Annotated in this window: 25 protein-coding genes and 1 tRNA gene; 13 read left to right on the top strand and 13 right to left on the bottom strand. The window is 67.9% G+C overall.

All coding sequences use genetic code 11. The features are described 5' to 3' along the window. Positions 1-71 precede the first annotated feature (71 nt). Positions 72-416, bottom strand: a complete 345-nt coding sequence (locus DDF67_RS05845) for an Mpo1-like protein (RefSeq protein WP_109099984.1) — start codon at positions 414-416, stop codon at positions 72-74. Between the two features lie 116 nt (positions 417-532). Next, entirely contained in the window at positions 533-1,030 is a 498-nt protein-coding gene (locus DDF67_RS05840; protein WP_058348122.1) for an Lrp/AsnC family transcriptional regulator, read from the bottom strand. 142 nt (positions 1,031-1,172) lie between these two features. On the opposite strand from DDF67_RS05840, the gene DDF67_RS05835 reads away from it, so the two are divergent. Beyond that, positions 1,173-4,613, top strand: a complete 3,441-nt coding sequence (locus DDF67_RS05835; protein ID WP_109099983.1) for an indolepyruvate ferredoxin oxidoreductase family protein — start codon at positions 1,173-1,175, stop codon at positions 4,611-4,613. Between the two features lie 84 nt (positions 4,614-4,697). Here DDF67_RS05835 and DDF67_RS05830 read toward each other — a convergent pair whose 3' ends face one another. Then, positions 4,698-6,053: an APC family permease gene (locus tag DDF67_RS05830; RefSeq protein WP_109099982.1), complete on the bottom strand. Its 1,356-nt coding sequence runs from the start codon at positions 6,051-6,053 to the stop codon at positions 4,698-4,700. A gap of 101 nt (positions 6,054-6,154) precedes the next feature. On the opposite strand from DDF67_RS05830, the gene DDF67_RS05825 reads away from it, so the two are divergent. The 4 genes from DDF67_RS05825 (at position 6,155) to DDF67_RS05810 (ending at position 8,345) form a co-directional block, all read left to right on the top strand. After that, positions 6,155-6,457, top strand: coding sequence for a hypothetical protein (locus DDF67_RS05825; protein ID WP_109099981.1), 303 nt, complete (start codon positions 6,155-6,157; stop codon positions 6,455-6,457). A gap of 99 nt (positions 6,458-6,556) precedes the next feature. Beyond that, complete coding sequence (locus DDF67_RS25980) at positions 6,557-6,733, top strand: type II toxin-antitoxin system RelE/ParE family toxin (RefSeq protein WP_332888317.1); 177 nt, start codon at positions 6,557-6,559, stop codon at positions 6,731-6,733. A 10-nt stretch (positions 6,734-6,743) separates the two neighbouring features. Further along, the gene (locus DDF67_RS05815; RefSeq protein ID WP_109099980.1) at positions 6,744-7,856 is read left to right on the top strand and encodes an NAD(P)/FAD-dependent oxidoreductase; all 1,113 of its coding nucleotides are present in this window, start codon (positions 6,744-6,746) and stop codon (positions 7,854-7,856) included. Between the two features lie 120 nt (positions 7,857-7,976). Further along, positions 7,977-8,345 carry a hypothetical protein gene (locus tag DDF67_RS05810; protein ID WP_109099979.1) on the top strand — a complete coding sequence of 123 codons (369 nt, stop codon included), beginning with the start codon at positions 7,977-7,979 and terminating at the stop codon, positions 8,343-8,345. Between the two features lie 5 nt (positions 8,346-8,350). On the opposite strand, the gene DDF67_RS05805 is transcribed toward DDF67_RS05810, so the two are convergent. Continuing rightward, positions 8,351-9,598, bottom strand: a complete 1,248-nt coding sequence (locus DDF67_RS05805) for a PQQ-dependent sugar dehydrogenase (protein ID WP_109099978.1) — start codon at positions 9,596-9,598, stop codon at positions 8,351-8,353. A gap of 159 nt (positions 9,599-9,757) precedes the next feature. On the opposite strand from DDF67_RS05805, the gene DDF67_RS05800 reads away from it, so the two are divergent. Both DDF67_RS05800 and DDF67_RS05795 read left to right on the top strand, forming a co-directional pair. After that, on the top strand, positions 9,758-10,807 hold the full coding sequence (locus tag DDF67_RS05800; RefSeq protein ID WP_109099977.1) for a glycosyltransferase: 1,050 nt from the start codon (positions 9,758-9,760) through the stop codon (positions 10,805-10,807). Between the two features lie 42 nt (positions 10,808-10,849). Next, positions 10,850-10,926 (top strand) — tRNA-Met (locus DDF67_RS05795). A gap of 212 nt (positions 10,927-11,138) precedes the next feature. Here the strand turns inward: DDF67_RS05795 and DDF67_RS25480 are convergent. The 4 genes from DDF67_RS25480 to DDF67_RS05780 all read right to left on the bottom strand — a co-directional run bounded on the left by DDF67_RS25480 (position 11,139) and on the right by DDF67_RS05780 (position 13,106). Next, the gene (locus DDF67_RS25480; protein WP_158278002.1) at positions 11,139-11,306 is read right to left on the bottom strand and encodes a hypothetical protein; all 168 of its coding nucleotides are present in this window, start codon (positions 11,304-11,306) and stop codon (positions 11,139-11,141) included. 146 nt (positions 11,307-11,452) lie between these two features. Then, positions 11,453-11,671: a hypothetical protein gene (locus DDF67_RS05790; protein ID WP_109099976.1), complete on the bottom strand. Its 219-nt coding sequence runs from the start codon at positions 11,669-11,671 to the stop codon at positions 11,453-11,455. A 19-nt stretch (positions 11,672-11,690) separates the two neighbouring features. Then, positions 11,691-12,080, bottom strand: a complete 390-nt coding sequence (locus DDF67_RS05785; protein ID WP_109099975.1) for a helix-turn-helix domain-containing protein — start codon at positions 12,078-12,080, stop codon at positions 11,691-11,693. Between the two features lie 123 nt (positions 12,081-12,203). After that, on the bottom strand, positions 12,204-13,106 hold the full coding sequence (locus tag DDF67_RS05780) for a PAS domain-containing protein (protein ID WP_109099974.1): 903 nt from the start codon (positions 13,104-13,106) through the stop codon (positions 12,204-12,206). 262 nt (positions 13,107-13,368) lie between these two features. Here DDF67_RS05780 and DDF67_RS05775 point away from each other — a divergent pair, with 262 nt between their 5' ends. The 4 genes from DDF67_RS05775 to DDF67_RS05760 all read left to right on the top strand — a co-directional run bounded on the left by DDF67_RS05775 (position 13,369) and on the right by DDF67_RS05760 (position 16,290). Next, positions 13,369-13,794, top strand: coding sequence for a TadE/TadG family type IV pilus assembly protein (locus DDF67_RS05775; RefSeq protein WP_109099973.1), 426 nt, complete (start codon positions 13,369-13,371; stop codon positions 13,792-13,794). Beyond that, the gene (locus tag DDF67_RS05770; protein WP_233247554.1) at positions 13,795-15,444 is read left to right on the top strand and encodes a pilus assembly protein TadG-related protein; all 1,650 of its coding nucleotides are present in this window, start codon (positions 13,795-13,797) and stop codon (positions 15,442-15,444) included. Positions 15,445-15,482: 38 nt separating this feature from the next. Next, on the top strand, positions 15,483-15,842 hold the full coding sequence (locus tag DDF67_RS05765) for a hypothetical protein (protein WP_199229168.1): 360 nt from the start codon (positions 15,483-15,485) through the stop codon (positions 15,840-15,842). A gap of 94 nt (positions 15,843-15,936) precedes the next feature. Continuing rightward, positions 15,937-16,290, top strand: a complete 354-nt coding sequence (locus tag DDF67_RS05760) for a PilZ domain-containing protein (RefSeq protein WP_109099972.1) — start codon at positions 15,937-15,939, stop codon at positions 16,288-16,290. 78 nt (positions 16,291-16,368) lie between these two features. On the opposite strand, the gene DDF67_RS05755 is transcribed toward DDF67_RS05760, so the two are convergent. The 5 genes from DDF67_RS05755 to DDF67_RS05730 form a co-directional block, all read right to left on the bottom strand. Beyond that, positions 16,369-16,800 (bottom strand): helix-turn-helix domain-containing protein, encoded by a 432-nt coding sequence (locus tag DDF67_RS05755; protein ID WP_058348070.1) that lies wholly within the window; start codon positions 16,798-16,800, stop codon positions 16,369-16,371. 111 nt (positions 16,801-16,911) lie between these two features. Beyond that, positions 16,912-17,733, bottom strand: a complete 822-nt coding sequence (locus tag DDF67_RS05750; RefSeq protein WP_109099971.1) for an acyl-homoserine-lactone synthase — start codon at positions 17,731-17,733, stop codon at positions 16,912-16,914. A gap of 276 nt (positions 17,734-18,009) precedes the next feature. Continuing rightward, positions 18,010-18,738 carry a helix-turn-helix transcriptional regulator gene (locus tag DDF67_RS05745; protein WP_109099970.1) on the bottom strand — a complete coding sequence of 243 codons (729 nt, stop codon included), beginning with the start codon at positions 18,736-18,738 and terminating at the stop codon, positions 18,010-18,012. A 166-nt stretch (positions 18,739-18,904) separates the two neighbouring features. Continuing rightward, on the bottom strand, positions 18,905-20,431 hold the full coding sequence (locus DDF67_RS05740; protein ID WP_109099969.1) for a response regulator: 1,527 nt from the start codon (positions 20,429-20,431) through the stop codon (positions 18,905-18,907). A 143-nt stretch (positions 20,432-20,574) separates the two neighbouring features. After that, positions 20,575-23,568, bottom strand: coding sequence for a TonB-dependent receptor (locus DDF67_RS05730; protein WP_158278001.1), 2,994 nt, complete (start codon positions 23,566-23,568; stop codon positions 20,575-20,577). A gap of 471 nt (positions 23,569-24,039) precedes the next feature. Here DDF67_RS05730 and queC point away from each other — a divergent pair, with 471 nt between their 5' ends. After that, positions 24,040-24,792 carry a 7-cyano-7-deazaguanine synthase QueC gene (queC, locus tag DDF67_RS05725; RefSeq protein WP_109099968.1) on the top strand — a complete coding sequence of 251 codons (753 nt, stop codon included), beginning with the start codon at positions 24,040-24,042 and terminating at the stop codon, positions 24,790-24,792. Further along, on the top strand, positions 24,789-25,421 hold the full coding sequence (gene queE, locus DDF67_RS05720; protein WP_109099967.1) for a 7-carboxy-7-deazaguanine synthase: 633 nt from the start codon (positions 24,789-24,791) through the stop codon (positions 25,419-25,421). Before queC ends, queE begins: the two co-directional genes overlap by 4 nt. Positions 25,422-25,466: the final 45 nt, after the last annotated feature.

Below are 25,466 nucleotides of genomic sequence, written 5' to 3'. Positions count from 1 at the left end.
AATTGGGTCGCTTGCCGCCTTACGGAGCAAGTGCGGCGCCAGTTCGAAAGCGCGGTTTCAGGCGCCTGTCTTCACCAGGGGCGGCGCGCGGCCACGGTCTCGAAGAACAGGCGGAAATCGCCCATCAGGCTGTAGAGTGGATAGCTGAAGGTGGCCGGGCGGTTCTTTTCGAACACGAAATGGCCGACCCAGGCGAAGCCGTAGCCGACCAGGGGCGCGACGAGGAAGAACCATGGGCTGACCGTAAAGCCCATCACCAGGCTGACGATGACGAGGCCCGTGCCGACCACGTGCAGGCGGCGGCTGGTGCGGTTCAGATGTTCGGACAGATAGAAGGGATAGAAGGCGGCGAAGGTGCGATAGCGCTCCTCGCCCGCGGCGCGGTTATCGCCGGCTTGGTCGGCGTGCTGGCCCATGGGGCATGTCCTCCCGGTCGATGTGGCTCGACCTTGCGCCTAGGAGAGGACGGTCCGTCTTCTGATGCAAGGGGTCTCGTCGAGAGCGGCCCCCACCGCCCTCGAACGAAGGATCCTCAGCCCAGCGGGCTGACGTAGGGGCTGACGAGGCCCAGCGGCACGGCGGTCGAGTTCTTGACGCCGCGGATGACGATGCGGCTCTCGATGTTCGACACCAGGCCCAGCGACAGGATCTTGTCGCGCAGGAATTCGTCGAAGGCGTGCATGTCGCGAGTGACGATGCGCATCTCGTAGTCGGCCGCGCCGGTCACGGTGGCGCATTGCACCACCTCGGCCCACTTGGCGACCGCGTGCTCGAAGGTCTCGAGGTTTTCCTTGGTCGGCAGCGACAGCTTCACCGTGCAGTAGACCTCGAAGCCCAGGCCCAGCTTTTCGCGGTCCAGGATGGTGACGCGGCGCTGGATGACGCCGGCGTCTTCCAGCCGCTTGATACGCCGCCAGCACGGGCTGGAGGACAGCCCCACTCGCTCGGCGATCTCGGCGACGGACAGTCCGGCGTCGTGTTGGATGAGATCCAGGATCTTGGCATCCACGGCGTCGAGTTGTTCGGACAAGAATTCCTCCCCCCAGAGGGTGTTTGACGCGTCGATCTTGCGCAAAGCCCGCCCGAGTCGGGCACGCCTTGGGCAAACAATTTCCGCGCTTCTATAAGATATTGCCTTACGGGCGAAAAGACCCGGGAGGAAAATTTTTGCCATGCGGCACTCGGAAGTCACGCTCGACGACAAATATGTGCTCGAAGATGGTCGCGCCTTCATCACCGGCGTGCAGGCGCTGCTCCGTGTGCTGCTCGACCGCAAGCGCCTGGATCGACTCGCCGGGCTGAACACCGCCGGCTTCATGTCGGGCTATCGCGGCTCACCCCTTGGGGGCCTCGACCAGCAGGCCGCGCGTATAAAGAAACTGCTCACCGCCCACGACGTGGTCTTCAAGGAAGGCCTCAACGAAGACCTGGCCGCCACAGCGGTCTGGGGCAGCCAGCAGGCCAATCTCTTCCCTGGCGCGACGCACGATGGCGTCTTCGGCATGTGGTACGGCAAGGCGCCGGGCGTCGACCGCACCGGCGACGTCTTCAAGCACGCCAATTTCGCCGGGACCTTCCCGACCGGCGGCGTCTTGGCCGTGGCCGGCGACGACCACGCCTGCAAGAGCTCGACCCTGCCGTCGCAGTCGGAGTTCGCCTTCCAGGACTTCGAGATCCCCGTGCTGTCGCCCGCCGACGTGCAGGAGGTGCTCGACTATGGCCTGCTCGGCATCGCCATGTCGCGGTTCTCGGGGCTGTGGACGGGCCTGATCGCCCTGGCCGACACCATGGACAGCGGCGTGACCATCGACGTCTCGCTGGGCCGCCACCAGGCGGTCATCCCCGACTTCGCCATGCCGCCGGGCGGCCTGGGCATCCGGCTGAAGGACCAGCCTATGGAGAAGGAGCGTCGTCTCCGCCTCCACAAAATCCCCGCCGCCCTGGCCTTTGCCCGCGCCAACCAGATCGACCGCGTGGTGCTGGGCGCCTCGCACGTCCGTGTGGGCAAGGCGCGCCTGGGCATCGTCTGCCAGGGCCAGGCCTACAAGGACGTGCTCGAAGCCTTCTCGGCCATGGGCATAAGCCTGCAGGAAGCCGCCGACCTGGGCGTCTCGGTCTACAAGGTGGGCATGCCCTGGCCGCTGGAGCCGCTGGGCCTGCGCGCCTTTGCCGCCGGCCTCGAGACCCTGATGGTCATCGAGCACAAGCGCGCCCTGATCGAGCCTCAGGCCCGGGCGGCGCTCTACGACCTGCCGGCCCAGGCCCGGCCGCGCATCATCGGCAAGACCGACGAGAAGGGCCATCCGCTGCTGTCGGAGCTGGGCTCGCTGTCGGTGGCCGAAATCGCCCTGGCCATCTATGACCGCCTGCCCGACGGGCCGCACATGGAGCGGGCGCGGGCCTATCTGAACCGCGTCTCGGCCGCCGGCGTCGCCGCCGTCAGCCTGGCCTCGGACCAGGCCCGCAAGCCGTTCTTCTGCTCTGGCTGCCCACACAACACCTCGACCAAGCTGCCGGAAGGCAGCCGGGCGCTGGCGGGCATCGGCTGTCACTACATGGCCGGCTTCAACGACCCCTCGACCGACCTCAACACCCACATGGGCGGCGAGGGCCTGACCTGGGTGGGTGCAGCCCCCTTCACCACCGAGAAGCACGTCTTCCAGAACCTGGGCGACGGCACCTACAACCACTCCGGCTCGCTGGCCATCCGCGCCGCCGTCGCGGCGGGCGCCAACATCACCTACAAGCTTCTCTTCAACGACGCGGTAGCCATGACCGGCGGCCAGCGCGCCGAAAGCGGCTTCACCCCGGCCCAGATCACCCGCCAGCTGGCCAGCGAGGGCGTGGCCAAGACGGTCATCGTCGTCGACGAGCTGGAACGCTATGCCGGGGTCAGCGACCTGGCCCCCGGTGTCGAGGTCTTCCCGCGGTCCGAGCTGATGACCGTGCAGAAGGCCCTGCGCGACACGCCCGGGACCACGGTGCTGCTCTACGACCAGACCTGCGCCACCGAGAAGCGCCGCCGCCGCAAGCGCGGGACCATGGCCAAGGCGACCCAGAAGGTCTTCATCAACCCGCTTGTCTGCGAGGGCTGCGGCGACTGCTCGGTGAAGTCCAACTGCGTGTCGGTCGAGCCGCTGGACACGGCCTTTGGCCGCAAGCGCAAGATCAACCAGTCGAGCTGCAATCAGGACTATTCGTGCGTTGAGGGCTTCTGCCCGTCCTTCGTCACACTGGAAGGGGCCGAAAAAGCCGGCGAGAAGGCCAAGCCCGCGCCGCTGTCGGCCGATTCCACGCCCCTGCCGGCCTTCGAGGAGTTCCACGGCGTGCGCCGGATCATCTTCACCGGCGTCGGCGGCACGGGCGTCACCACCGTGGCTTCGATCCTGGCCATGGCCGCTCACGTCGACGGTCGCGCCGGCAGCGTGGTCGACATGACAGGCCTGGCCCAGAAGGGCGGCTCGGTGTTCAGCCACGTCAAGATCGGCGAGACCGAGGAGACGGTGGTCGGCGGCCGCGTGCCCGCCGCCAGCGCCGACGTGCTGATCGCCTGCGACCTGCTGGTGGCCGCCAGCCCCGAGGCCCTGGCTCTCTACGCCAAGGACCGCACCATGGCCTTCGGCAACAGCGACTTTGCCCCCACCGCCGACTTCGTCACCAGCCGCGACGTGAAGTTCGACGGCGGCGCCATGGCCCGCCGGGTGAAGGCCGCCACCAAGGCGTTTGACGCCTGCCCGGCTCAGCGCCTGGCCGAGAGCCGGTTCGGCGACGCCATCTACGCCAACATGATCATGGTCGGCTTCGCCTGGCAGCGCGGCGTGATCCCGGTCTCCAGCCGCGCGCTCTACCGGGCCATCAAGCTGAACGGCGTGGACGCCGAGGCCAACCTGCAGGCTTTCGAGCTGGGCCGCCAGATCGCTTTCGACCCGGCCGCGGCCGGCGACAAGCCGACCGACGTCCCCACGCCCCAGACCGAGCCGCTGGACGCCCTGATCGCCCGTCGGGTGGAAGACCTGGTCGCCTACCAAGACGCCCATTACGCCGCCCACTACGCCGAGCGCATCGCCAAGGTGCGCCACGCCGAACTGGCGGTGGTCGGGGAGGGGGGCGAGCTGCCTCTGACCCGCGCCGCGGCGACCAACCTCTACAAGCTGATGGCCTACAAGGACGAGTACGAGGTCGCCCGTCTCTATACCGACGGCCGTTTCGCCAAGGAGCTCTCCGCAACCTTCAAGGGCGGCAAGGCCAAGGTCTGGCTGTCGCCGCCGCTGATCGCGCCCAAGGGCAAGGACGGCAAGCCCAGGAAGATCGCCTTCGGCGGCTGGATGCTGGACCTGGCCTTCCCGATGATCGCCCGGATGAAGGGCCTGCGGGGCGGGGCTTTCGACATCTTCGGCAAGACCGAGGAGCGGCGGATGGAGCGCGGCCTGATCGCCGACTACGAGGTCACCCTCGACCGCCTGATCGCTGGCCTGCGCTCGGAGAACAAGGCGCTGGCGGTCAAGCTGGCCGAGGTTCCGTCCGAGATCCGCGGCTATGGCCACGTCAAGGAAGCCGCCGTCGAGAAGGCCAGGGCGACGGCCGCCAAGCTGTGGGGGCAGTGGGAGGGGTGATCTCCCTCCCGGGCCGAACACGCCGATGGGCGGCGCGGCTTTCCAGCTGAGCCCGCGCCCTCATGGCCAGGTTCGCCGCGGTGCTCAACGCCTTGGCGAGCCTGGCTCGGCGATCGCCTTTCCTCGCATCAGCGCATAGAGGCCCAGCGCGACCAGCAGCAGCACCCCCGCCGTGAGCGGCGCGGCGACGGGACCGGTCGCCACCCGCACGATGATAAGGCCAAGACAGACGACAGCGCCCAGGACCGGCACGAAGGCTGGCGGCTCGAAGGCGCCTGTCTTCTCGCCCGGTCGCCGCCGCAGGACCAGCAGGGCGATATTGACCACGGTGAACACCGCCAGCAGCAGCAGGGTGGTGGCCTCGCCCAGCTGGGTGACGCCGCCCGAGACCACCAGCACCGCGATGATCGCCAGCAGCACGAGGATGGCCACGTGCGGCGTCCTGCGGGCCGTATGCACTCTGGACAGCGGCGCGGGCAGGCGGCCGTCGCGGGCCATGCCGTAGAGCAGCCGCGAGGCGGTGACGTAGTTGACCAGGGCGCTGTTGGCGACGGCGAAGACGGTGATGATGATGAAGGTCCAGCCCGGCAGCCAGGGTGCGGCGGTGGTCATCACGTGGGCCAGCGGCGCCTTGGCCTCGCCCAGCTCGCGCCAGGGAACGACAGAGACCGCCGTAACCGCCACGCCGATATAGAGCAGGGCGGTGATCCCCATCGCCAGCAGAATGCCCAGGGGCAGGTCGCGGCGGGGGTTCTTCACCTCCTCGCCGACATTGATCGAGTCCTCGAAGCCGACGAAGGCGAAGAAGGTCAGGGCCGCGCCCTGGACGATCAGCAGCGGAACCAGGCCCGTGGATGCGCCCTGCGACGGGGCTGGGACGTCGAACAGGTCCTGGGCGCCCCAGAATCGCGCGCCCACGATGATCACCAGCAGGAGGCCGCCAGCCTCGACGAAGGTGCAGACGAGGTTGGCCCAGATCGACTCCTTGATGCCCCGAAAGACGATGCCCGCCATCAGCAGGGCGTAGGCCAGGGCGATGACCACCGGCGGCACGGCCGCCAGCGGCGCGAAGCCACTGAGGTTCTCGCCGATCACCCAGGCGCCGGCGGCGATCGAGGTCAGGCCCGAGCAGGCGGTGGCCATGCCGACCAGGTGGGTCAGCAGGCCCCGGTCGAAGGCCCGATGGGTGACATAGGCCGCCCCGCCCGCCCTCGGATAGCGCGAGGCCAGGCACGCGTAGGACAGGCCCGTCAGCAGGGCGGCGACCAGGGCCACCAGGAACGAGGCCCAGACCATTGATCCGACCTGTCCGGCGGCCTTGCCGATCAGGCCGTAGATGCCCGCGCCCATCATGCTGCCGGCCGCGTAGAGGGTCATCTGCATCGGGCCGATGGCCCTGACGAGCTCCTGCCTGGGCGCGGCGGCGGTCTGATCTGTCATCGGCGAGGCTTCCTCGTGTCCTTGAAGGCAACGCGAGGGATGCGCCGGGGTTCTGCCGGGCGAGCGGTGGCGTGGCGGGCGGGGCGTGTTAGGCTTGGGCCATGAACAGGCCGATCAATCTAAGGCAGGTGACGGTGCGCTTGAACGACGAAGATGCGGCGGATCTGCAGGCGCGCGTCGATCGGGGCGAGTTCGCCTCGCTTGAGGAGGGGGTGGCGGCGGAACTGGCCGAGTTGAACTATCGGCGGGCCGTGGACATCGTCGGCGGCTCGGACAAGCTCGAAGCCCTGCTGGACGATCTGGAATCCGAGGCCATCGATCTGGACGAATGCGTCGACGGGCAAGCCTTTCTGTCCGAGATGCTGGCCGACCTGGAGGCGCGGGCCAAGGCCGCCGGAGAGTGAGCCGAGGCTATGTTCTGACGCGGCGGGCGCAGCGCGACCTGAGCCGGAGCCGCGACGACATCGCCGAGGACAGCCCGCGCGCGGCGGCCCGCTCGCTTCATTGCCAACCTGTTCGAAGAGTTCGACCGTCTCGCGGCCTTTCCGCTCATGGCGCAGACCGTGGCCAGTCATCCGCGGTTTCGCAGGCTCCCCTATGGAGCCTACGTGATGTTCTACGAGATCCTGGACGCACAGGTCGTGATCCGTTCCATCGAACATTCCGCCACCCTGAAATGATCGCGACGACATGACCCAAGACTTCGATTTTGACGCCGTCGTCGTCGGCGCGGGCGCTGTGGGGCTGGCCTGCGGTTATGCGCTCTCGCAGCGCGGGCTGGTGGTGGCGGTGCTGGAGGCCGAAGGGCATATCGGCCAGGGCGTGTCGTCGCGCAATTCCGAGGTGATCCACGGCGGGCTCTACTATCCGACGGGCTCTCTGAAAGCGCGGTTGTGCGTCGAGGGCCGGCGGCGGCTCTATGCGTTTCTCGACGCCCACAAGATGGCCTACAAGAAGTGCGGCAAGCTGGTGGTGGCCACCAGCGACGACGAGATCGGCCGCCTCGACGCGATCTGGGACCAGGCCCTGGCCAACGACGTCGAGGGCATGGAACGGCTCTCGGGCGCGCAGGCCGTGGCGCTGGAGCCGGGCCTCAACGCCCACGCGGCCCTGCTGTCGCCGGAAAGCGGCGTGTTCGCCAGCCACGACTACATGCTGGCCCTGCACGGCGAGATCGAGGCCGCCGGCGGGGCGGTGGTGTTGTCGACGCCGTTCGAGGGGGCGACCCCGCTGGAGGGCGGCGGTTTCTCTTTGCGGGCCGGCGGCGCCGAGCCGACGGCCCTGACCTGTCGCCTCCTGGTCACCGCCCCGGGCCTTTCGGCGCAGGACGTGGCGGCGACCATCGAGGGCTTCCCCAAGGATCAGATCCCGGCCGGCCACTACGGCAAGGGTGTCTACTTCCGCCTGATGGGCAAGGCGCCCTTCCAGCGGCTCGTCTATCCGCCGCCGATCCACGGGGCGCTGGGCACCCACTATCGCAACGACATGGGCGGCCAGGCAGTGTTCGGACCCGACCTCGAATACGTGCCCGCGCCCGACTATTCGGTTGATCCCGCCCGCGCCGAGGCCTTCGCCGCCTATATCCGCAAGTTCTGGCCCGGCTTGCCCGACGGGGCGCTCACCCCCGACTATGCCGGCGTGCGGCCCAAGATCCACGGTCCCGACGAGCCCCAGCCTGACTTCCAGTTGCGCGGCGCGGACACCCACGGCCTGCCGGGCCTGGTGGCGCTGTTCGGCATCGAAAGCCCGGGCCTGACCAGCAGCTTGGCGATCGGCGAGGCCGTGGCCGAGATGCTTTCCTAGGCGGCGGAGCAATCGCCGAAATCGCCCACGCTTCGGCCGGCGCGCCTGCTTTGAGTCGTCTGGCTGACACCAATCCCCGCCTCGTGCGTTAGCTCCGAAGGCTGTTCTACGGAGAGGGCGATGGTGGACGATTTCATCGACAGGCTGACTTCACGCCTGGTGCGCGGTGCGGGTCTGGTCATGGCCGCGGCGATCGCGGCGGTGTCGGGCGCCATGGCGGTGTTCGCCTTCCTGGCATCGCTGGTCGGTCCGGCCTGGGCCCACGCCATCGTGGCGGCCATCGCCGCGGCGGTGGTGGCGGTCTGGGCCTTGGCCCAGTCCAATCAGCAGGCCAAGGAACGCAAGGCCCCGATCGAGGAGCGGGTGGCCGACATCATCCTGGCCCATCCGACCGCCTCGTTCCTGGCGGGCCTGGCCGCTGGCGCCCTGGTCAAGGGCAAGCCTTCGGAGGCCCGCAAGGCCTGGCGGGCCCGCCGCGACGTGGACTGACGCGCTCAGCCCTTCGGGACGATCCTGATCACCTTGCCGTCGTCCTCGTCGGTGACGGCCCAGACCGCGCCGTCGGGGCCGACCACGACGTCGCGGATGCGCTCGCCGAACTCGACGGCGATGCGCTCCTCGCCCACCACCTTGTCGCCGTCCAGCGTCAGGCGGGCGATGTGGTGGTCCTTCAGCGAGCCGACCAGCAGGCTGCCCTTCCAGGCCGGGAACAGCGCGCCTTCGTAGAAGGCCATGCCCGAGGGCGCGATCACCGGATCCCAGTAGTAGATCGGCTGCTCCAGGCCTGCCCTGGCGGTGATGCCCTCGCCGATAGGCTTGCCCGAATACTCCTCGCCGTAGGTGATGGTGGGCCAGCCATAGTTCTTGCCGGCGCGCGGGATATTCAGTTCGTCGCCGCCCTTGGCGCCATGCTCGACGGTCCAAAGCTCGCCGGTCTTGGGATTGATGGCGGCGGACTGCAGGTTGCGGTGGCCGATCGACCAGATCTCGGGCTTGGCGCCCGCCTGGCCGACGTAAGGGTTGTCGGCGGGGATCGAGCCGTCCGGCTTGATCCGCACCACCTTGCCCAGGGTGCCGTCGAGGTTCTGGGCCTGGCGGCGGCCTTCGAGGATAGAGCGCTCGCCGGTGGTGATGAAGAGGGCGCCGTCGCGGGCGAACACCAGGCGGCCGCCGAAGTGCAGGGCTGAGGCCAGGGTCGGGGTCTGGCGCCAGATGACCTGCACGTTCTCGAGCTTGGGCGCGGCGCCGGGGACCAGCTTGCCGCGCGCCACGGCCGTGCCGTTGCCGCCATCGCGAGGCTCGGCGTAGCTCCAGTAGACGAGGCCGTTCTGGGCATAGTTCGGATCGATGGCCAGGCCCAGCAGGCCGCCCTGGCCGTTGGCGTCCACCGCCGGCAGGCCGGCTACGGCCGTCGACAGCGCGCCGTCCTTGGCCAGCAGGCGCAGGCGGCCGGCCGCCTTCTCGGTAACCAGGGCCGAGCCGTCGGGCAGGAAGGCGATGGCCCAGGGGTGGTCCAGGCCCTTGGCCACGACCTGCACCTGATACTCCACGCCTGCGGCCTTCAGCGGGGCGCGGGTCTGGCCGGCGAATGCGGGCTTCTGGTCGGGTGCATTGGCGGGCCGGATCTCGACGGGGCCGCCGTCGGCGGTTACGGCCGGGGCGCTGCTGTCTTGGGCCTCGCCGGGGCCGCAGGCGGCGACGGCGAGCAGGGCGGAGGCGGCGAAGATTAGGGAAGAACGCATGGGGCGACCATAACCGCCTTTTCCTCCGGCGGGCGAGGGGGAGGCTGCCCATTTTCCATATCGCCCGCGCGCTCTGTCTCTCGGGCCTTGTCGTGCATTGACACCGGGGGCGGCGCGGGGAAGCTTCCCGGCCTTTCCCGCCGTTTCCCGGAGCCTGCCTTGACCGCCATCCTGCACGCCATGCTGGGCAAGGGTCTGGGCGGCCTGGAACAGGTGTTTCTCGACTACCAGCCGATCCTGGAGGCCTGGGCCGCGCGCCGGGGCGGGATCTGCGCGGGCGTGGTCCGTTCGGGCGGCGCGGTCGCCAGGGCGCAACAGGGGCGCAGCCCGCCGCTGCTGTCCATGCCCGCCCATACCGACTGGGACCCCCTGACCCTGGGCGTGGCCAGGCGGATCGTGCGGGCGGTGAAGCCGGCGATCATCCTCAGTCACGGCCAGCGCCCGGCCCGCCTGTTCGAGAAGGCCGCGCCCAAGGATGCGCGCCTGGCCATCTGCGTGCACAAGCCGGTGTTCGAGGTCGACACCACCCGCACGGACTACATCTGCGTGGGGCGCCATCTGGCCGACCTGGCCGTGGAGAGGGGCGTTCCGGCCAGCCGCGTCCACTTCGTGCCCAACGCCGTGAAGATCCCGACCGTGCTGGCGCAGCCCTTCGCCGAGTCCGGCCGGCCGCCGCGCATCCTCGCCGCCGGTCGTCTGCATGCCAAGAAGGGCTTCGACGTGCTGATCGCCGCCGCGGCCCTGTTGCGCGATCGTGGGCTGGCCTTCGAGGTCGAGATCGCCGGCGAGGGCGACGAGCGCGGCAAGCTGGAGGGCCTGATCGCCGAGCACGGCCTGGCCGGGCGCGTGCGGCTGGTCGGATGGCGCGACGCCTCGGCCTTCCTGGCCACGGGCGACGTCTTCGCCTTTCCGTCCTACCAGGAAGGTTTCCCGCTGGTGCTGCTGGAGGCCATGGCGGTGGGCCTGCCCGTCGCCGCCAGCGCCATTCCGGGGCCGGACGAGATGATCGTCGAGGGCGCCAGCGGCCGCCTGTCGCCGCCGGGCGACGCCGCCGCCCTGGCCGACGCCCTGGCCGGCCTGATCGCCGACCCCGCAGCGTCGATCGCTTTCGGCCAGAAGGCTCGTGCGGACGTACTGGCCCACTACGGCCCCGACAGTCTGGCCAGGCGCTTGAGCGCAGTTGTGGATGAGATCGCAAACCGGGCTTGAAGCCCGCCCCGGTTTGCGCTTATAAGCCCGCTCCGCTTCGGCGGCTGGGTAGCTCAGATGGTTAGAGCGGTGGATTCATAACCCACAGGTCGGCGGTTCGATCCCGCCCCCAGCCACCAACGGTTCGTCCAGACAATCCATTGAATTCGCGTCGCTCTTCTGGCGTCTGGTGCGTGCGTCCGCATGTCCCCAGCGGTGAATCCGATGGGTATGTTTCGCGCGGCGGCTCCTTTGATTTCGAAGGCGTACCGGCAACGAACCAAGCTCTGCCCGTGGCGGTCGTGAGGACGGGGTGGTGCCCCCTGGGTTGTGCGTTCGATTGCAACGCAACTTAAAGAAATGTAAGTATGGTCGATAAACGATAAATCGCGATCGGGAAGTCGACTATGATGAAATCTGCTGCTGTTCTCGCCGCGGCCGCCTTCATGGCGACTGCGGGCGTCGCCGGTTCCGCTTCGGCCGCGACGTTCACGCCGAGCCCGGTAACGAACTTGACCATGACTGGGGTCCTGTCGGTCGCTCATCCCCAGGCCAGCGTGATCGACTGCAATGTCACGCTGAAGGGCAGCATCGCCAGCGGCGGCGCGACCGCGACGATCACCGACGTGCTGCTCGAGCCGGGTCCGTGGACATGTGGCTGGGTGTTCACCGCCAGCGGTACGCCTTTTGGATCGTTTTGCCGACCAGCACGTCCTCGGCGATGATCTGGATGGGTTTCTCACCGCCCTGGAATTGCAGTGGGGCCACGACCGTTGGCTGGACGAACGGGTCGCCCAGCACGGTCAATTTCTCGGGCGCGACCGTTCCCGGAACGCCCGGCTGCACCATTTCCGGCACGCTGAGCGTCTCGCATTCGGTGACCATTATGTGATGGCGGGCGCGGTCAGGACGCTGCGGCGTCCTCGGCTGCGTACACCGTCGCCAGGCGGAAAATCTCGTTGCGCACCGGTTCGGGCAGGGCGACGGCGGCTTCCATGAAGGAGGTTGCCTCGCGCAGGCCCATGAAGCGGGCGATCAGGCTTTCACCACCGCTGGCGACGATCTCGACGCCTTCGAACAGCGCGCCCACCGGCAATGACAGCACCCCGGCCACCTCTACCAGTTTCGAGGCGCTGATGCGGTTCTCGCCGGTCTCGTACTTCTGGATCTGCTGGAAGGTCAGGCTGAGGGCTGCGCCCAGTTCCTCCTGCGAGACTCCAGCCGCGCGGCGATGGGCGCGGATCATCGCGCCGACGTGCCGATCGATCGGGTGCGGAGGAGGCGGGGACGCCATGACGTCATTTCCGTATACGAAAATCAACGTTTTGGCTTTGCCTCGCGGGCGTCGAAAAAACAAGCGCTTAGGCCGTACGACCCATGCGATTGTTCCATTCGGTCAAGTTCCCCCAGGTGAAGGTCAGGCCGACAGCACCGCCAGCACCCCCTCGGGCACGCCGTCGCGGCGCACGGTGGCGAGGGCCAGCTCTACCGTCCGCTCGGCGCCGTCCTTGACCAGCAGGGTGACGGGCAGGCGGGCGGGCGCCTCGCCCTGCAGTGCGTGCTCGACCGCATGGGTCAGGGCGCGGCGCTCGGCCGGGCGGACGATGTCGCTGAGCCGGCAGTCGCGCAGCTCGGCTTCGGAAAAACCTGTCAGCCGCAGGAAGTCAGCGTCCATGGCCGCCAGCACGCCGCGGATGTTGAGGCGGGCGGTAGCCACGCCTGGCAGCACCGACAGGGCCGTCTCCAGCGCCGCGGCGCGATCCAGCCGCCCGCGCAGGTCGCGCTCCTCGGTGCGATTGATGAACAGCGCCGCCACGCCGCCGGGATAGGGGAAGACCCGCACGCCGAAGCTGCGGCCCGACTGCACCGTCGATTCCGACTCGAACTCCAGCGTCTCGCCGGTGCGCAGCACGCGGCGGAACTGCTCGCCGATCAGGGCCTGCACCGGCGCGCTGAACACCTCGGTCCAGGCGAGACCCACGAGCTGGGCCGCGCTGGCGCCCTTGAGGTCTTCGAAGACGGCGTTGACGGCGGTGATCCTCAGATCGGGATCCAGCGCCACGAAGGCCTCGTTCAAGTGGCCGAGAATGGCCGAGCGGGCCGTCTCGGCCGACTGCAGCTCGGAATCGTTGTCGAAGCCGGCCGGTCCTTCGGCCAGGCCCGCCGCCGCGTAGTGCTCGGCCGAGATCATCACCACCCGGGGGCGCCCGTGGTGGGTCACGATGACGGGGCCCGACAGGGCCACGTCCTGCCATTGGCCGAAGTTTCTGCTGATTTCCCCGGCGGTCACCCGCGCTGGTGCGATGTCGCGCGACTTCATGTCACCCTCTCCAGATCCACGGAAAATCCGGACGCTGTGCAATCAATGAAACAAACTCTCGTAATGGTTGGTCGGTTGCGACTTAAAGTTACCGTCGAGCGAGTAAGGGAACAACGGTGTTATCCCAGCGGCACAACGTCGCACTAAGGCCAAGTTCGAACTTACGCGAACTTCGAATAACACGGATTTTCCGCGAGAACTCGCCGACAGCCAAGGTCGACCTAGGCTTCTCCCAAGAATGAAATGATGTCGGGAGGCGCCGATGCGCAGGCCTCAGTTCTTCAAGAGTTTTGCCAAGGACCGCACCGGGACCGCGCTGGTCGAGTTCGCGCTGGTCTGTCCGATGCTCATCGTTCTCGTGGTCGGAATGCTCGGCTGGGGGTCCTATTTCTGGATGGCCCACTCGGTGCAGCAGGTGGCCAACGACGCCGCCCGCGCGGCGGTGGCGGGGCTGACGGGCGCCGAACGCGCGTCCCTGGCCAAGGCCGCCGCCACCGAAGGCGCGGCCGACTATGCCGGCCTCGACTCGGCTCTGGTGAAGACCACCGTCACCGAGCGCTCGGACCGCACCGTGGTGTCGGTCTCTTACGACGCCTCCCAGACCGTCGTGTTCGCCTTCTCCAAGATCGCCCCGATGCCGTCGAGCATGATCACGCGCCAGGCCTCGGTCCGCCTGGGAGGCTATTGAATGCTGCGCCATTGGCTTCGCAATCAGGAAGGGGGCGTGGCGATCATCGCCGCGGCCGCCCTGACCGGCGGCGTGGGCCTCGCCGCCATGGCCGTCGACCTGGGCTCGGTCTACCTGCAGGCGCGGCGCCTGCAGGGCGTGGCCGACCTGGCCGCCCTGGCCGCGGCCGGCGACATCGCCCGCGCCCAGGCCGCCGCCGACGCCACGGTCGAGATCAATCCGGTAGGCGGGGCGGTGACGGCCGAGGTCGCCCGCGGGCGCTACGATCCCAGCGCCGCCGGCGGGCCTGGCAAGCGTTTCACGGCCAGCGAGGTAGAGCCCGACGCCGCCCGCGTGGTGCTCAAGGGCGAGGCCAACCTCTATTTCGCCCAGGCCCTGCTGGGAAAGAAGTCGATCCCGATCCGCCGCCAGGCCACGGCCACGCGCGCCGATCTCGCCAGCTTCTCGATCGGCGCCCGGCTGGCCAGCCTCGACGCCGGGGTCGCCAACGCCCTGCTGAGCGGGCTGACCGGCAGCAAGGTCAGCCTTTCGGTGATGGATTACGACGCCCTGGCCCAGGCCGACGTCGACCTCTTCACCTATCTCGACGCGCTGGACACCAAGCTGGGCGTCAACGCCGCCAGTTACGATGATTTGCTGGCCACCGATGTGAAGACCGGCAAGGCGCTGTCGGTGCTGGCCGACGTGCTGAACGCCGCCGGCGAGAGCCGAGCCGCCAGCGCCGCCACGGTGCTGGCCTCGGCCACGGCCTCCAGCGAGAGCATCAAGCTGAGCACCCTGGTCGATCTTGGCCCCTACGGCCGCCAGGATCACGTGGCCGGCGGCTCCAGCGCCGGGATCGGCGCCGACGCCATGCAACTGGCCAACGCCATGCTGATGCTCAGCAATGGTGAGCGCCAGGTACAGCTGGACCTGGGAACGGCGATCCCCGGCCTTGCCGACGTCGACGCCTGGCTGGCGATCGGCGAGCCGATGAACAACTCGCCCTACATGACCGTCACCCAGGACAAGTCGGTGGTCATTCGCACGGCTCAGACCCGGCTCTACATCGAGGCCAAGCTGCTGGGGTCGGGCGTTCTGGGCGGCCTGGCCCAGGTCAAGGCGCCGTTGCTGGTGGAGCTGGCCTCGGGCGAAGCCAAGCTGGCGGCGCTGGACTGCAAGGCCCGCACGACCACCCTGGCGGTCAAGCCCAGCGTCGGCTCGCTGACCATCGGCGAGATCGACACCAGCAAGCTGTCGAACTTCAAGCAGGGCCTCAGCCCCAGCAAGGCTCGTATCGTCCAGGCCCCGCTGTTCACGGTGGACGGCGCCTCCAAGGTCGATCTCGGCGGCGCGACCTATCGCAACGTGGTGTTCAGCAGCGCCGACGTGAAGGACGGCACGGTCAAGACCGTGAAGACCAACGACCTGGTGTCGACCACCGTCGCCACGCTGCTGGGCAACCTGTCACTGGACGTCAATCTGCTGGGCCTGCAGCTGGGGCTGGGCGAGTCGGCGATCCTGAGCGCCCTCAAGCCGGTCCTGACGGCCGCCGCCGGGCCGCTGGACCTGGCCATCAATCGCCTGACAGCCCTGGTCGGCGTGGGCCTGGGCGAGGCCGACGTGCGGGCCAACGGCATGCGCTGCGGCGCTCCAGCCCTGGTGGCCTGAAGATTTCGAACCCCGAGGAAGGAAAGCGTAGTTCAGTCATGTCCAGGACGTCGTCGCACAAGCAGGGACAGAAGCCGGTTCAGGCGCAGGGGGCGGCGCAGTCCTGGCCCGGCCTTGGAGACGCGCCCGAGGACGCGCCCACCGGGCCGTTCGGTCGCCGCGGGGTGTCCGACGCCGAGCTGGCCGCGCCCTCGGTGCTGCACTCTACCTTCCAGCCGCCGAGCATCCGGACCCGCCTGCATGTGCTGTGCGCCCTCTACGCCCACACCCCTTCGCCGGCGCGCCGCCTGGAGCTGCTCGATAGCCTGGAAGGCCAGGTGCTCGAGCTGGCGCACCTGATGGCGCTGGACCTGCTGGCCAACGGCTGGCGTCCCGAGCCGGGACGCGACGCAGCCTGATGCGCGCGGATCCATCCACGGCGAAGCTTAGGTAAACGCCAGAAAAACCGACAAAACCGACGACCGATTAACCGCACCATGCGTTGTTGAGGTCATGTCGAGGTTTGATTCAGGCACGGGGGCCGATCGTCGCGCTGCGCCGCGCCTGAACACCAACAGGTCGGGCAAGGTGCTGTGCGGCGCCTTCGCCTGGGACTGCGTGATCAAGGACCTTTCGGACGGCGGCGCGCGCATCCTGATGTTGTCGGGGTCGACCCCGCCAGCCAGCGTGCAGCTGGTCGACCTGGTCGGCGGCTTCGCCCACGACGTGAAGGTGGCCTGGCGCAAGGACCGCGAGCTGGGCCTGACCTTCCTGCGCAGCCACGACTTGCGGGGCCTGGCGCCGGCCAGCCTGCAGACGGCCAAGCGGATCTGGCTGGCGGCGCAGAGCAGGGCCAGCACGGGCTGAACCCGTGTTCGCGCATAGAAAAAGCCTCGCCTGGGGGGAGGCGAGGCTTTTCTAAGCTTTACTCGGTGATCGCGAGGATCAGGCGTCGGCGCGGGCGGCCTCCTCGGCCATGGCGCGGACGAGGTCCAGCACTTGGCGACGGACGCGGCCGCGGTTGATCTTCGGGAACACTTCGGCCAGTTCCAGGCCTTCCGGCGTGGTCAGGAATTCCTGAACGACGCGTTCGGCGTGGTGACCGACTTCATCCTCTTCGGCGCCGCTCATCGGATCGGCGAGACCGTCGAAGAAGAAGGACACCGGCACCTGAAGGGTGCGGGCGATTTCGTACAGCTTCGAGGCGCTGACGCGGTTGGCGCCACGCTCGTACTTCTGGACCTGCTGGAACGTCAGGCCCAGGGAATCGGCCAGTTGTTCCTGGCTCACGCCCAACAGCTTGCGACGCATACGGACTCGACCGCCGACGTGCAGATCGACCGGGTTGGGTCGCCGGCCTTCGGTTTCTTCACTCAACTTTTTCGCCTCCAACGGTTGTTTGTGTAAAATGACACGACCGGGGCGTTGGCGATAGCCGAGCTAGGACAGGTGCGGCGCTACGTCGCTGAGGTGGAGCTTGGGCCCCGCCTAAGCGTTAAGCTGAAACTCCGATTTCTGATCACGGTGATTCCAGATCCGCCGAGCGCGCCCGCTGGCGTCGTGCAAGCGGTACAGCGCTTCTGCGGAAAGGGTTTCGTCGCGCTCCGAACCCGGAAGAATCTGGGGCGTCATCGCCCGCAGCACCTGACGCTGCACGGCGGCGAGATCGCCAAAGGCCCGCAGGTCGAGTTCGTCGACGTGATAGCCGACAGTGGATTCGATGGCGATCGATTCCCGCACTCTCTGCAACAGTTCCCGTGACAGGAGAATTTCCGAGCCGGCGACGACGCCGTACTCGTAGGGGCGGGGCAGTCCGACCAGGCGGGTGTCGATCGGCGAGTTCATGATGCCGGGGTACAGCGCCATGTCGATCATGCCGACGAAGCGGGTGACGTTGTTGACCAGCGCCAGCTCCATGGCCGCGGCCCAGGCTTCGAACACGCGGGTTCCCCGACCCGGGCCCTTCTTGGCGCGATAGGCCTCGGTGGTGAACAGGCGGCTGGCCTCCCAGACGTCGCAGCCCTTCTTGGGCGTCTCGCCCGGCGCGATCAGCTGCGGATACTTGTCGGCCAGCATGCAGCGATCGTCGGTGGGCCGCAGGCGCAGGCCGACCTCCAGCTGCATGTCGTCGTCGAAGCCCAGCAGGTAGATGGCGCGGGAGTCGTCGTAGTCGTCGACTTCGCCGCCATCGAGCACGACCAGGTCGACCCAGCCGTTCTTCTCGACGCACTGCTTGCGGCGTTCCTCGTGCATGGCCCACAGCTGGGGCCCGTAGAGGTGGCGGTTTTCGCAGGTGATGATGTGGATCATGGCTGTCCCCCGTTCTGGACAGCCCGCATTAGGCGGCATGATCCGCCCAACCGCCGATAGGCCAAACGGCCTATGCGACACGCCGCCCCCAGTCCGTGGGGTCATTTACCTATGATCGGGCAGGGCGCTTCTGTGCGCTGACGCACACCTTGGGGCAAAAGGGCTCCGTGAAGCGAGGCCCTACACGCGCGAAGCGATATGTCGAATATTTAACAGATGATCGATGCGCATTCAAGGTTGTGAAATTTCATATTCCAGCGTTACGCGTGCGGGCGGTCAGCTGGCCTTAAGCAGGCCAAGCTCGCCGGCCTTCATGACCGCTTCCTGGCGCTTGACGACGCCCAGGCGCTTCTTGGCAGCCTCGATGTGATGGTGGACGGTGCGCGGCGACAGCTCGAGGATCGCCCCGATCTCCCAGTCGGTCTTTCCGCGGCTGGCCCAGTACAGGCACTCGGCCTGGCGCTCGGAGATCACCCCATAGTCGGGCTTGTCGTCCTGCATTTCCCAATGCTTGAGCATAATGGTGCCGAACACGGTGGCCAGGCTCTCGACCACGGCGCGGTTGGCCGGATCGGTGTCGGGCGCGTTCGTGGCCATGCGGATCAGCACCTCGTGGCCGGCCGGGCCGAACACCCGCACAACATAGCCGTCGTTCATGCCGAACTCGGAGGCCTCGCCCCACATGGCCTGCGCCCGCTGGTCGCCCAGGGGCTTGGCGTCCGACCAGGCGAAGGCCTTGCTCGACTTCAGCAGCAGCTTGACGCACGGATCGTGGACGACGTGGCGTTCGCCCCAGTAGCGGGCGTCCCAGGCCTCGAAATCCTGGCGCGACAGGGCCGGCGGCTCCTTGCCGTAGCGCTCGGCGTTGACCAGCGTGGCGGCGAAGCGGTCGTAGCCGAAGGCGGCCAGGGCGCGACCGAAGTGAGCTTCGACATCGGCCGGCGCATCGTAGTGCGGCGCCTTGCTCAGGAATTCCCAAGCCTGCTGTTCGGCCGAATTCAACACGACGCCAACGCCTCCCGCTCCTTCATCAACTTAGAGGCGTCATGATGAACGCGCCAGTAGCGGCGTCGATGTGTCGCGGACTCTACTCAAGCAAACACTAGGGACAACTTCCCGTAGGTGAGCTTTCGCCAAGGTTGAGGGCGGCCGTATACTGTCGGCGAACCGTTCAGGCGGCTTCCTGCTCGTCCTCGCCGCCCAGCAGGGCGCTCAGCACGATGGCCAGGCGCTCGGGCTTGATCGGCTTTTCGACCACGTCCTGCATGCCGGCAGCCAGATAGACCGCGACGTCCTCGGAACCGGCGTTGGCGGTCAGAGCGACGATCGGGGCAACGCCGGCTGGGCCGGGCAACTCGCGGATGGCGCGGGTGGCGGCCACCCCGTCCATGCGCGGCATCTTGATATCCATCAGGATCAGGTCGAAGCGGCCGGTGCGGGCGGCTTCCACCGCCTCGACGCCGTCGGCCACCTGCTCGGAGGTGCAGTCGAACATCTCGCACAGCGCCTCGGCGACCATGCGGTTGGTGGCGTTGTCGTCGACGATCAGGATGTGGGCCGGACGGGCCGAGACGCTGAGATCCTCCTCGTCCTGACCGGTCTCGACCTGGGCGGCCGGGGCGGTGAGGGCGAAGCGGAGGGTCAGGCCGGCGCCGCGATTGGGTTCGGCGCGCACCTGGCCGCCCATCTCGCGCAGCACGCGGTGAGCCAGGGCCATGCCCACGCCCAGGGCCATCTCGGCGCGGTCGTCCATGCGCCCTTCGCCGAGCGGGTCGAACACGCGGGCCAGGCGCTCTTCGGCGGTGACGGCGGCGGCGTTGTCGCGCACGTCGCCTTCCAGGCGCAGGCGGCCGTCGTCGAGACGGGCCCGCAGGCTGGCTTCGATCACGCCGCGGCCGTGGGCCAGGGCGCCGTCGATCAGGGCGTCGAACACCTGCAGCAGGCGCGAGGGATCGACCAGGGCGGCGGCCTCGGGCTCGCCGTCATAGGAGAACAGCAGGGTGGAGCCGCTTTCGGCCGCGCGCGGGGCCCAGCGGGCCTCGACCGCGTCGGCCAGATCGCGCAGGCGGGTCGGCTCGGGCGACAGCGACAGGCCGCCGGTCGCGGCGCGGTGCAAGTCCATGGCCCGGCCCAGAATGTCGCTCATGTCGCGGCTGGTGTCGCTGATGGCGCGTACGCAGGCGGCCGCATCGGGCGCCAGGCGCTGCTGCTCCAGCCGGTCGGTGAAGGCCTGGACGCCGTCCAGGTGCAGGCCAATGTCGTGCGCCATGCGCTCGACCAGGCCCATGGCCTCGCGGGCCTCGCGCTGCTTGCGGCGGTGCGAAGCGAGCAGGGAGGCCAGGCCGCCGACGCCCACATACTGGCCGTTCTCGTCGGTGGCTACGAAGGCGGTGCGGAAGACGGGGGTGGCGCTTTGGGCCAGGGTGTCAACGAAGAGGCCGGGCTCCATGCCGACGCGCACGCTGCGCGGCTCGGGGTCCATGACCTCGGAGATGGGGCGCGCGTTCAGGTGCTCGGCGGCCACCAGCATCTGGCCGACGAAGACGTCGCGATAGACGAGACCGATCGGCGCGCCGTCCTGCGTAACCGCGAGGGCGGCGAGGGCGGGTTCGCTCGCGAAGATCTCCAGCACCGTCCGGCAGGACGTGCTTGGGTCGACCGGATTGCGGCGATCGATGAGGCGGGCGAGCGTTTCCATGCGGCCGGGGGCTGGCGTCGGGGGAGTTCACAGCTTGGACGACCTGGCCTTGCAGAGTCGTTAAGTCACAGCACTGAAAGCAGAAGGGGCGGAGGATTTGCATCCGCCGCCCCTCGCTCTCGAGCCGATCCGGCCCGATCAGGTCACCAGGTCTTGGTCAGGCTGACCCCGTAGAGGCGGGGCTCCAGCGTGTAGACGTTGGTGAACAGGCCCGAGGTGTCGTCGGTGGTGTAGGCGTCGGTGATCGGCGTCTTGTTCAGAAGGTTCTTCACATAGGCGTCGATCGACAGGCCCAGTTCCGGCTTCTCGATCTTGAGCGTCAGGTTGACGTTCTCCCAGGATTTCAGCCGGTCGTACTCGGTGTTGTAGATGCGGGCGTACTGCTCGCTCTGCCGGTAGTAGTCGCCGCGCACGGTGGCGGCCCAGCCCGACGGCAGGTCCCAGGTGTATTGGGCGCCGAGCGACAGGGTCCAGTGCGGAGAGTTGGGCAGTTCGTTGCCCGACAGGTCGGCGGCGCGGCCGTCGATCGAGGCCCCGGCCGCGTAGTTGTAGAGGCCCACGCCGTTGGCCAGGGTGTTGGCCGTCAGAGCCACCGTCACCAGGCCCGTGGCCTGGGCCGGGGTGAAGCCCTGCGAGATCAGCGCGCCGGCCAGGGTCGAGGCCCCCGCCGCCGGGCCGCCGGCCGCCGCCAGGATGGTCTGCACCGCCGTGGCCTGGGCCGCGGTCAGGCCCGCCCCGCCGCTGGCGGTGGGCAGGGTGTAGAGGGTGTTGGCCAGGTTGCTGTAGTAGCTGCTGGCCCCCACGCCAGGCCCAGCGCAGGCCAGCGGCAGGGTGCCGCCCAGGCCCGCGCCGATGATGGTCGCCACGCCGGCGGTGGTCAGCACGCAGTTGCTGCCGAGCGCGGCGGTCGGCCGGGCCGCCTTGACCAGGGTCAGGGCCGGGTCGTTCTGGGTGCGGTTCATGACGTCGATCGACGACACGCCGTCCTTGATCTGGGTGTTCAGGTAGCCGACGTTGGCGTTGAGGCGCAGGCCCTTGACCGGCTGCCACAGGGTTTCCAGCTCGACGCCCCAGACCTTGGCGTCGATGTTCTCGTTGACCGAGGTGCGGTTGACGATCTTCGAGATCTGGTAGCCTTGGTAGTCGTAGTAGAAGCCTGTGGCGTTCAGCAGCAGGCTGCCGCCCATCAGGGTGTTCTTGGCCCCGATCTCGTAGGCGTTGACGAATTCCGGCTGGTAGGTCGCCGCCACGCCGGCCACGCCGATGGCCCCTGGCGGATTGGCGCCGCCGCCCTTGTAGCCCTTGGAATAGAAGGCGTAGAGCAGGGTCTCGTCGGTGAACGGCAGGTTGGCCTTGTAGTCGAAGCCGAGGCGCCCGGTAAGCTCCTTGAAGTCCGACTTCTGCTGCGCCGGCGTGCCGGTGACCAGGCCGTAGCCCGGGGCCAGCAGGGCGGTGGAGATGTTGTCGGTGGTCTTCTTGTCGCGCGTCTGGCGCAGGCCCAGGGTGAATTTCAGGTCCTCGCTGGCCTGCCAGTAGACCTCGCCGAACAGCGCCGTAGCCTTCAGGTGGTAGGGCGTGCGGTTGTCGAAGTAGTTGTGGCCCTGGCCATTGGGCGTCGGCGAGGTGTCGATGCCGATGCAGTTGGCCGTCGTGGTTGGATTGCAGTTCGGGTTGCCGGTGTTCTGGAAGTTCAGCGCCAGGGCCGAGATCGTCAGGCCGTTCGACACCACGTAGTAGTCGGTCGTGCCCTTGTAGTCGAAGTAGATGCCGCCGATGTTGAAGTTGATCGGCCCGTCGAAAGCGGACTGCAGACGGAACTCCTGGCTGATCTGCTTGGCGTTCGACGATGAGATGTCATAGGTCAGGAAGGTGTTGGCCGTGCCGGTCTGCGGGTCGGTGAAGTTGCCGCCCGGCGTCAGGGCCGTGCTGTTGAACGTGCCTGGCGAGATGTTCCGGAAGTAGTCCTGCTTGGAATAGACCTCGCTGTTGCTGATCGAGCTCAGCGACGTGAAGGTCAGCTGGTCGGTCAGGTCGTAGGCGAAGTTGAACTGGTAGACGTCCGAGGTCGATCGGTAGATCGGGTCGAAGCGGGTCTCGATCTCGCGCAGGTCGCGGGTGACCGTGTCGCCGGCGTTCAGGTCGCCGCTGGTGAAGCCGACCAGGTTGCCCAGCACGCCGTAGAGCGTGCCCGAGGTGTTGACCGTGCCATAGGCGGCGTTGCTGTACAGGCTGGCCGAGGCGCAGCCTTGCGTCAGGTAGCGGCGCGATGTGCCGGTGGCCACGCCGCCGACCGTAGCCGGCCCATCGTCCTTGGTGCAGAGCTGCTTGCCGATGCGGGCGCGGTTGTCGTCTTCCTTGAAGTGCTCCCACATCAGGTTGACGCGCAGGCGCTCGTTCGGGTTCACCGCCAGGCTGACGCGGGTGGAGTAGAGGTCGCGGTCGTCGACCTTCTTGTTGTTGAAGGTGTTGGTGACGAAGCCGTCGCGCTGCACGAGGGCGCCCGCTATGCGCAGGGCCATCTTCTCCTCGACGATCGGGATGTTGACCATCCCGCGCACCTTCCTGGTGTCGTAGTTGCCGTACTCGACGCGGCCCAGGGCCTCGAAGCGGTCGGCCGGCTTGGCGGTGATGATGTTGACGACGCCGCCGGTGGCGTTGCGCCCGTACAGCGTGCCTTGCGGGCCGCGCAGCACTTCCACCCGCTCCACGTCGTAGAACTCGGCCTCGAACAGGTTGCTGGCCTGCAGTGGGGCGTTGTTGAGATGTACGCCGACGCCGTTGTCGGCCGAGACGCCGACGCCCTTGGAGCCGATGCCGCGGATCTGGAAGTTGAAGCTGTTGGTGAAGTTGCTCTTGCCGAAGCTGACGTTCGGGATGGCCTGCTGCAGGTTGGGGCCGCCGTCGATCTTCTGGGCTTCAAGGCTGTCCTGGCTGAAGGCCGAGACCGCGATCGGCACGTCCTGAAGGGCTTCTTCCTTCTTCTGGGCGGTGACGACCAGTTCCTCGATCACGTTGTCGGAGGCCGGCTTGGCCGGAACCTGTGTCTGGGCGAAGGCGGCCGGGGCGGCCACGGCGGTCAGCACGGCGGCGGAAGCGCCCATGGCCAAGAGGCGCCGCAAGCGCGGGGTCTGCGTCATTCGAAATCCCTCCCTGGACGCGATGACGCCTTGTTGGCGGCCCCTATCCGCGTCCCGTTGTTTCCTCGTCGCCGCACGTTTTCATTGTCGTATCTCCGTTGCGGAGATCGGCGCGCAGGTGTCCGGCAGACCTGCTTCGACTTTGCGAGATTGCATACTTGCGTTCTTTGACTGTCAACTGGCGTCGCTGTAAGTAAACAGCGATAGGTTACGGCTTTTCACTTTCCGCAACGTCACCTGATTGTTGAAATTTCACGTTTTCGCAGAAATTAGAAAAACGGGTGTATCGCCTGACGTATGGTCAAGCGTGCGGATAGGCTGAATACAGCGAGGAAATCCGCTCCCCCACGGGGCGTATCTTGGCCTATTCCCGTAAAAGGTACAGCGCAAAACGGCGTTCCTTGAAGGGTGGCGGCGTCCGTTCGTGCGCCGCCGTTCCAGCCGAGGGCAAGGTCGTGTACAGGAGCGGGCATGTCCGCATCTCCTAAGTCTTCTTCGCCTTCGGCGCCCGCGGGCGCCGCCCTGGTGCTGTTCTCCGGCGGCCAGGATTCCAGCGTCTGCCTGGCCTGGGCGCTCGAGCGCTATGCGCGCGTCGAAACCCTGGGCTTCGACTACGGCCAGCGCCATTCGGTCGAGATGGAGGCCCGCAAGGCCGTCCGCCGCCAAGTCGCCGCCCGCTTTCCGCACTGGGCCGATCGCCTGGGCGAGGACCATGTCCTCGACATCAGGAGCTTCGGCGCCGTCGCCCAATCAGCTCTGACCGCCGACCGCGCCATCGAGATGACCGAGCGCGGCCTGCCGTCGACCTTCGTGCCCGGCCGCAACCTCGTCTTCCTGATCTACGCGGCGGCCCTGGCCGATCGCCGGGGCATCGACGCCCTGGTCGGCGGCATGTGCGAGACCGACTTCTCGGGCTATCCCGACTGCCGCCGCGACACGCTGGACGCCATGCAGAGCGCCATGAACTTGGGCATGGACCGCAATTTCCGCGTCGAGACCCCGCTGATGCACCTGACCAAGGCGCAGACCTGGGCGCTGGCCAAGCAGTTGGGCGGCGAGGACCTGGTCGACCTGATCGTGGTCGAGAGCCACACCTGCTACCAGGGCGAGCGCGGGCAGCTGCACCCGTGGGGCCACGGTTGCGGGCAATGCCCGGCCTGCGAGCTGCGCGAAAAGGGCTACGCCGAATGGGACGCGGCCGGGCGCGAGGTCCTGGTCCCGTGACCTATTCCGTCAAGGAGATCTTCCTGACCCTGCAGGGCGAAGGCGGCCAGGCGGGCAAGGCGGCCGTGTTCTGCCGCTTTTCGGGCTGCAACCTGTGGACCGGCCGCGAGCAGGACCGCCACAAGGCCGTCTGCACCTTCTGCGACACTGACTTCGTCGGCACGGACGGGGAGGGCGGGGGCAAGTTCGCCACCGCCGACGCCCTGGCCGACGCGGTCGAGGCCGCCTGGACCGGCGGGCTGGATGATCGCCTCGTGGTCTGCACCGGCGGCGAGCCGCTGCTGCAGCTGGACGCGGCGATCGTCGAGGCCCTGCATGCGCGCGGCTTCCAGATCGCCATGGAGAGCAACGGCACCCTGCCAGCCATCGACGGCATCGACTGGATCTGCGTCAGCCCCAAGGCCGACGCCCCGGTGGTACAGACCTCGGGCCAGGAGCTGAAGCTCGTCTTCCCGCAGGAAAAGGCCATGCCCGAGCGGTTCGCGGACATGGATTTCGAGCGCTTCTACCTGCAGCCGATGGACGGTCCGGACCGCGACAGGAACACGCAATTGGCCGTCGCCTATTGCCTTGCCCACCCCAAATGGCGTTTAAGCGTCCAGACACACAAGTATCTCGGCCTGCCCTGATGGATAGGGCGCTCGGTTTGGTGACAGGACCGCGCGCTAGAGCCT

Origin of the sequence: Caulobacter endophyticus, from assembly GCF_003116815.1 — a bacterium.
In the GTDB taxonomy this organism is placed as follows: domain Bacteria; phylum Pseudomonadota; class Alphaproteobacteria; order Caulobacterales; family Caulobacteraceae; genus Caulobacter; species Caulobacter endophyticus.
This window is presented reverse-complemented; position numbering and strand designations above follow the sequence as displayed.

Bases quoted from the DNA above. Each gene is read 5' to 3' on its own strand.
- DDF67_RS05845 (WP_109099984.1), bottom strand. From the start codon at position 416: ATGGGCCAGCACGCCGACCAAGCCGGCGATAACCGCGCCGCGGGCGAG.
- DDF67_RS05835 (WP_109099983.1), top strand. From the start codon at position 1,173: ATGCGGCACTCGGAAGTCACGCTCGACGACAAATATGTGCTCGAAGAT.
- DDF67_RS05830 (WP_109099982.1), bottom strand. From the start codon at position 6,053: ATGACAGATCAGACCGCCGCCGCGCCCAGGCAGGAGCTCGTCAGGGCC.
- DDF67_RS05825 (WP_109099981.1), top strand. From the start codon at position 6,155: ATGAACAGGCCGATCAATCTAAGGCAGGTGACGGTGCGCTTGAACGAC.
- DDF67_RS05815 (WP_109099980.1), top strand. From the start codon at position 6,744: ATGACCCAAGACTTCGATTTTGACGCCGTCGTCGTCGGCGCGGGCGCT.
- DDF67_RS05810 (WP_109099979.1), top strand. From the start codon at position 7,977: ATGGTGGACGATTTCATCGACAGGCTGACTTCACGCCTGGTGCGCGGT.
- DDF67_RS05805 (WP_109099978.1), bottom strand. From the start codon at position 9,598: ATGCGTTCTTCCCTAATCTTCGCCGCCTCCGCCCTGCTCGCCGTCGCC.
- DDF67_RS25480 (WP_158278002.1), bottom strand. From the start codon at position 11,306: ATGGTCAAGTTCGTTACCGGGCTCGGCGTGAACGTCGCGGCCGAAGCG.
- DDF67_RS05790 (WP_109099976.1), bottom strand. From the start codon at position 11,671: ATGGTCACCGAATGCGAGACGCTCAGCGTGCCGGAAATGGTGCAGCCG.
- DDF67_RS05785 (WP_109099975.1), bottom strand. From the start codon at position 12,080: ATGGCGTCCCCGCCTCCTCCGCACCCGATCGATCGGCACGTCGGCGCG.
- DDF67_RS05780 (WP_109099974.1), bottom strand. From the start codon at position 13,106: ATGAAGTCGCGCGACATCGCACCAGCGCGGGTGACCGCCGGGGAAATC.
- DDF67_RS05775 (WP_109099973.1), top strand. From the start codon at position 13,369: ATGCGCAGGCCTCAGTTCTTCAAGAGTTTTGCCAAGGACCGCACCGGG.
- DDF67_RS05770 (WP_233247554.1), top strand. From the start codon at position 13,795: ATGCTGCGCCATTGGCTTCGCAATCAGGAAGGGGGCGTGGCGATCATC.
- DDF67_RS05765 (WP_199229168.1), top strand. From the start codon at position 15,483: ATGTCCAGGACGTCGTCGCACAAGCAGGGACAGAAGCCGGTTCAGGCG.
- DDF67_RS05760 (WP_109099972.1), top strand. From the start codon at position 15,937: ATGTCGAGGTTTGATTCAGGCACGGGGGCCGATCGTCGCGCTGCGCCG.
- DDF67_RS05750 (WP_109099971.1), bottom strand. From the start codon at position 17,733: ATGATCCACATCATCACCTGCGAAAACCGCCACCTCTACGGGCCCCAG.
- DDF67_RS05740 (WP_109099969.1), bottom strand. From the start codon at position 20,431: ATGGAAACGCTCGCCCGCCTCATCGATCGCCGCAATCCGGTCGACCCA.
- DDF67_RS05730 (WP_158278001.1), bottom strand. From the start codon at position 23,568: ATGACGCAGACCCCGCGCTTGCGGCGCCTCTTGGCCATGGGCGCTTCC.
- queC (WP_109099968.1), top strand. From the start codon at position 24,040: ATGTCCGCATCTCCTAAGTCTTCTTCGCCTTCGGCGCCCGCGGGCGCC.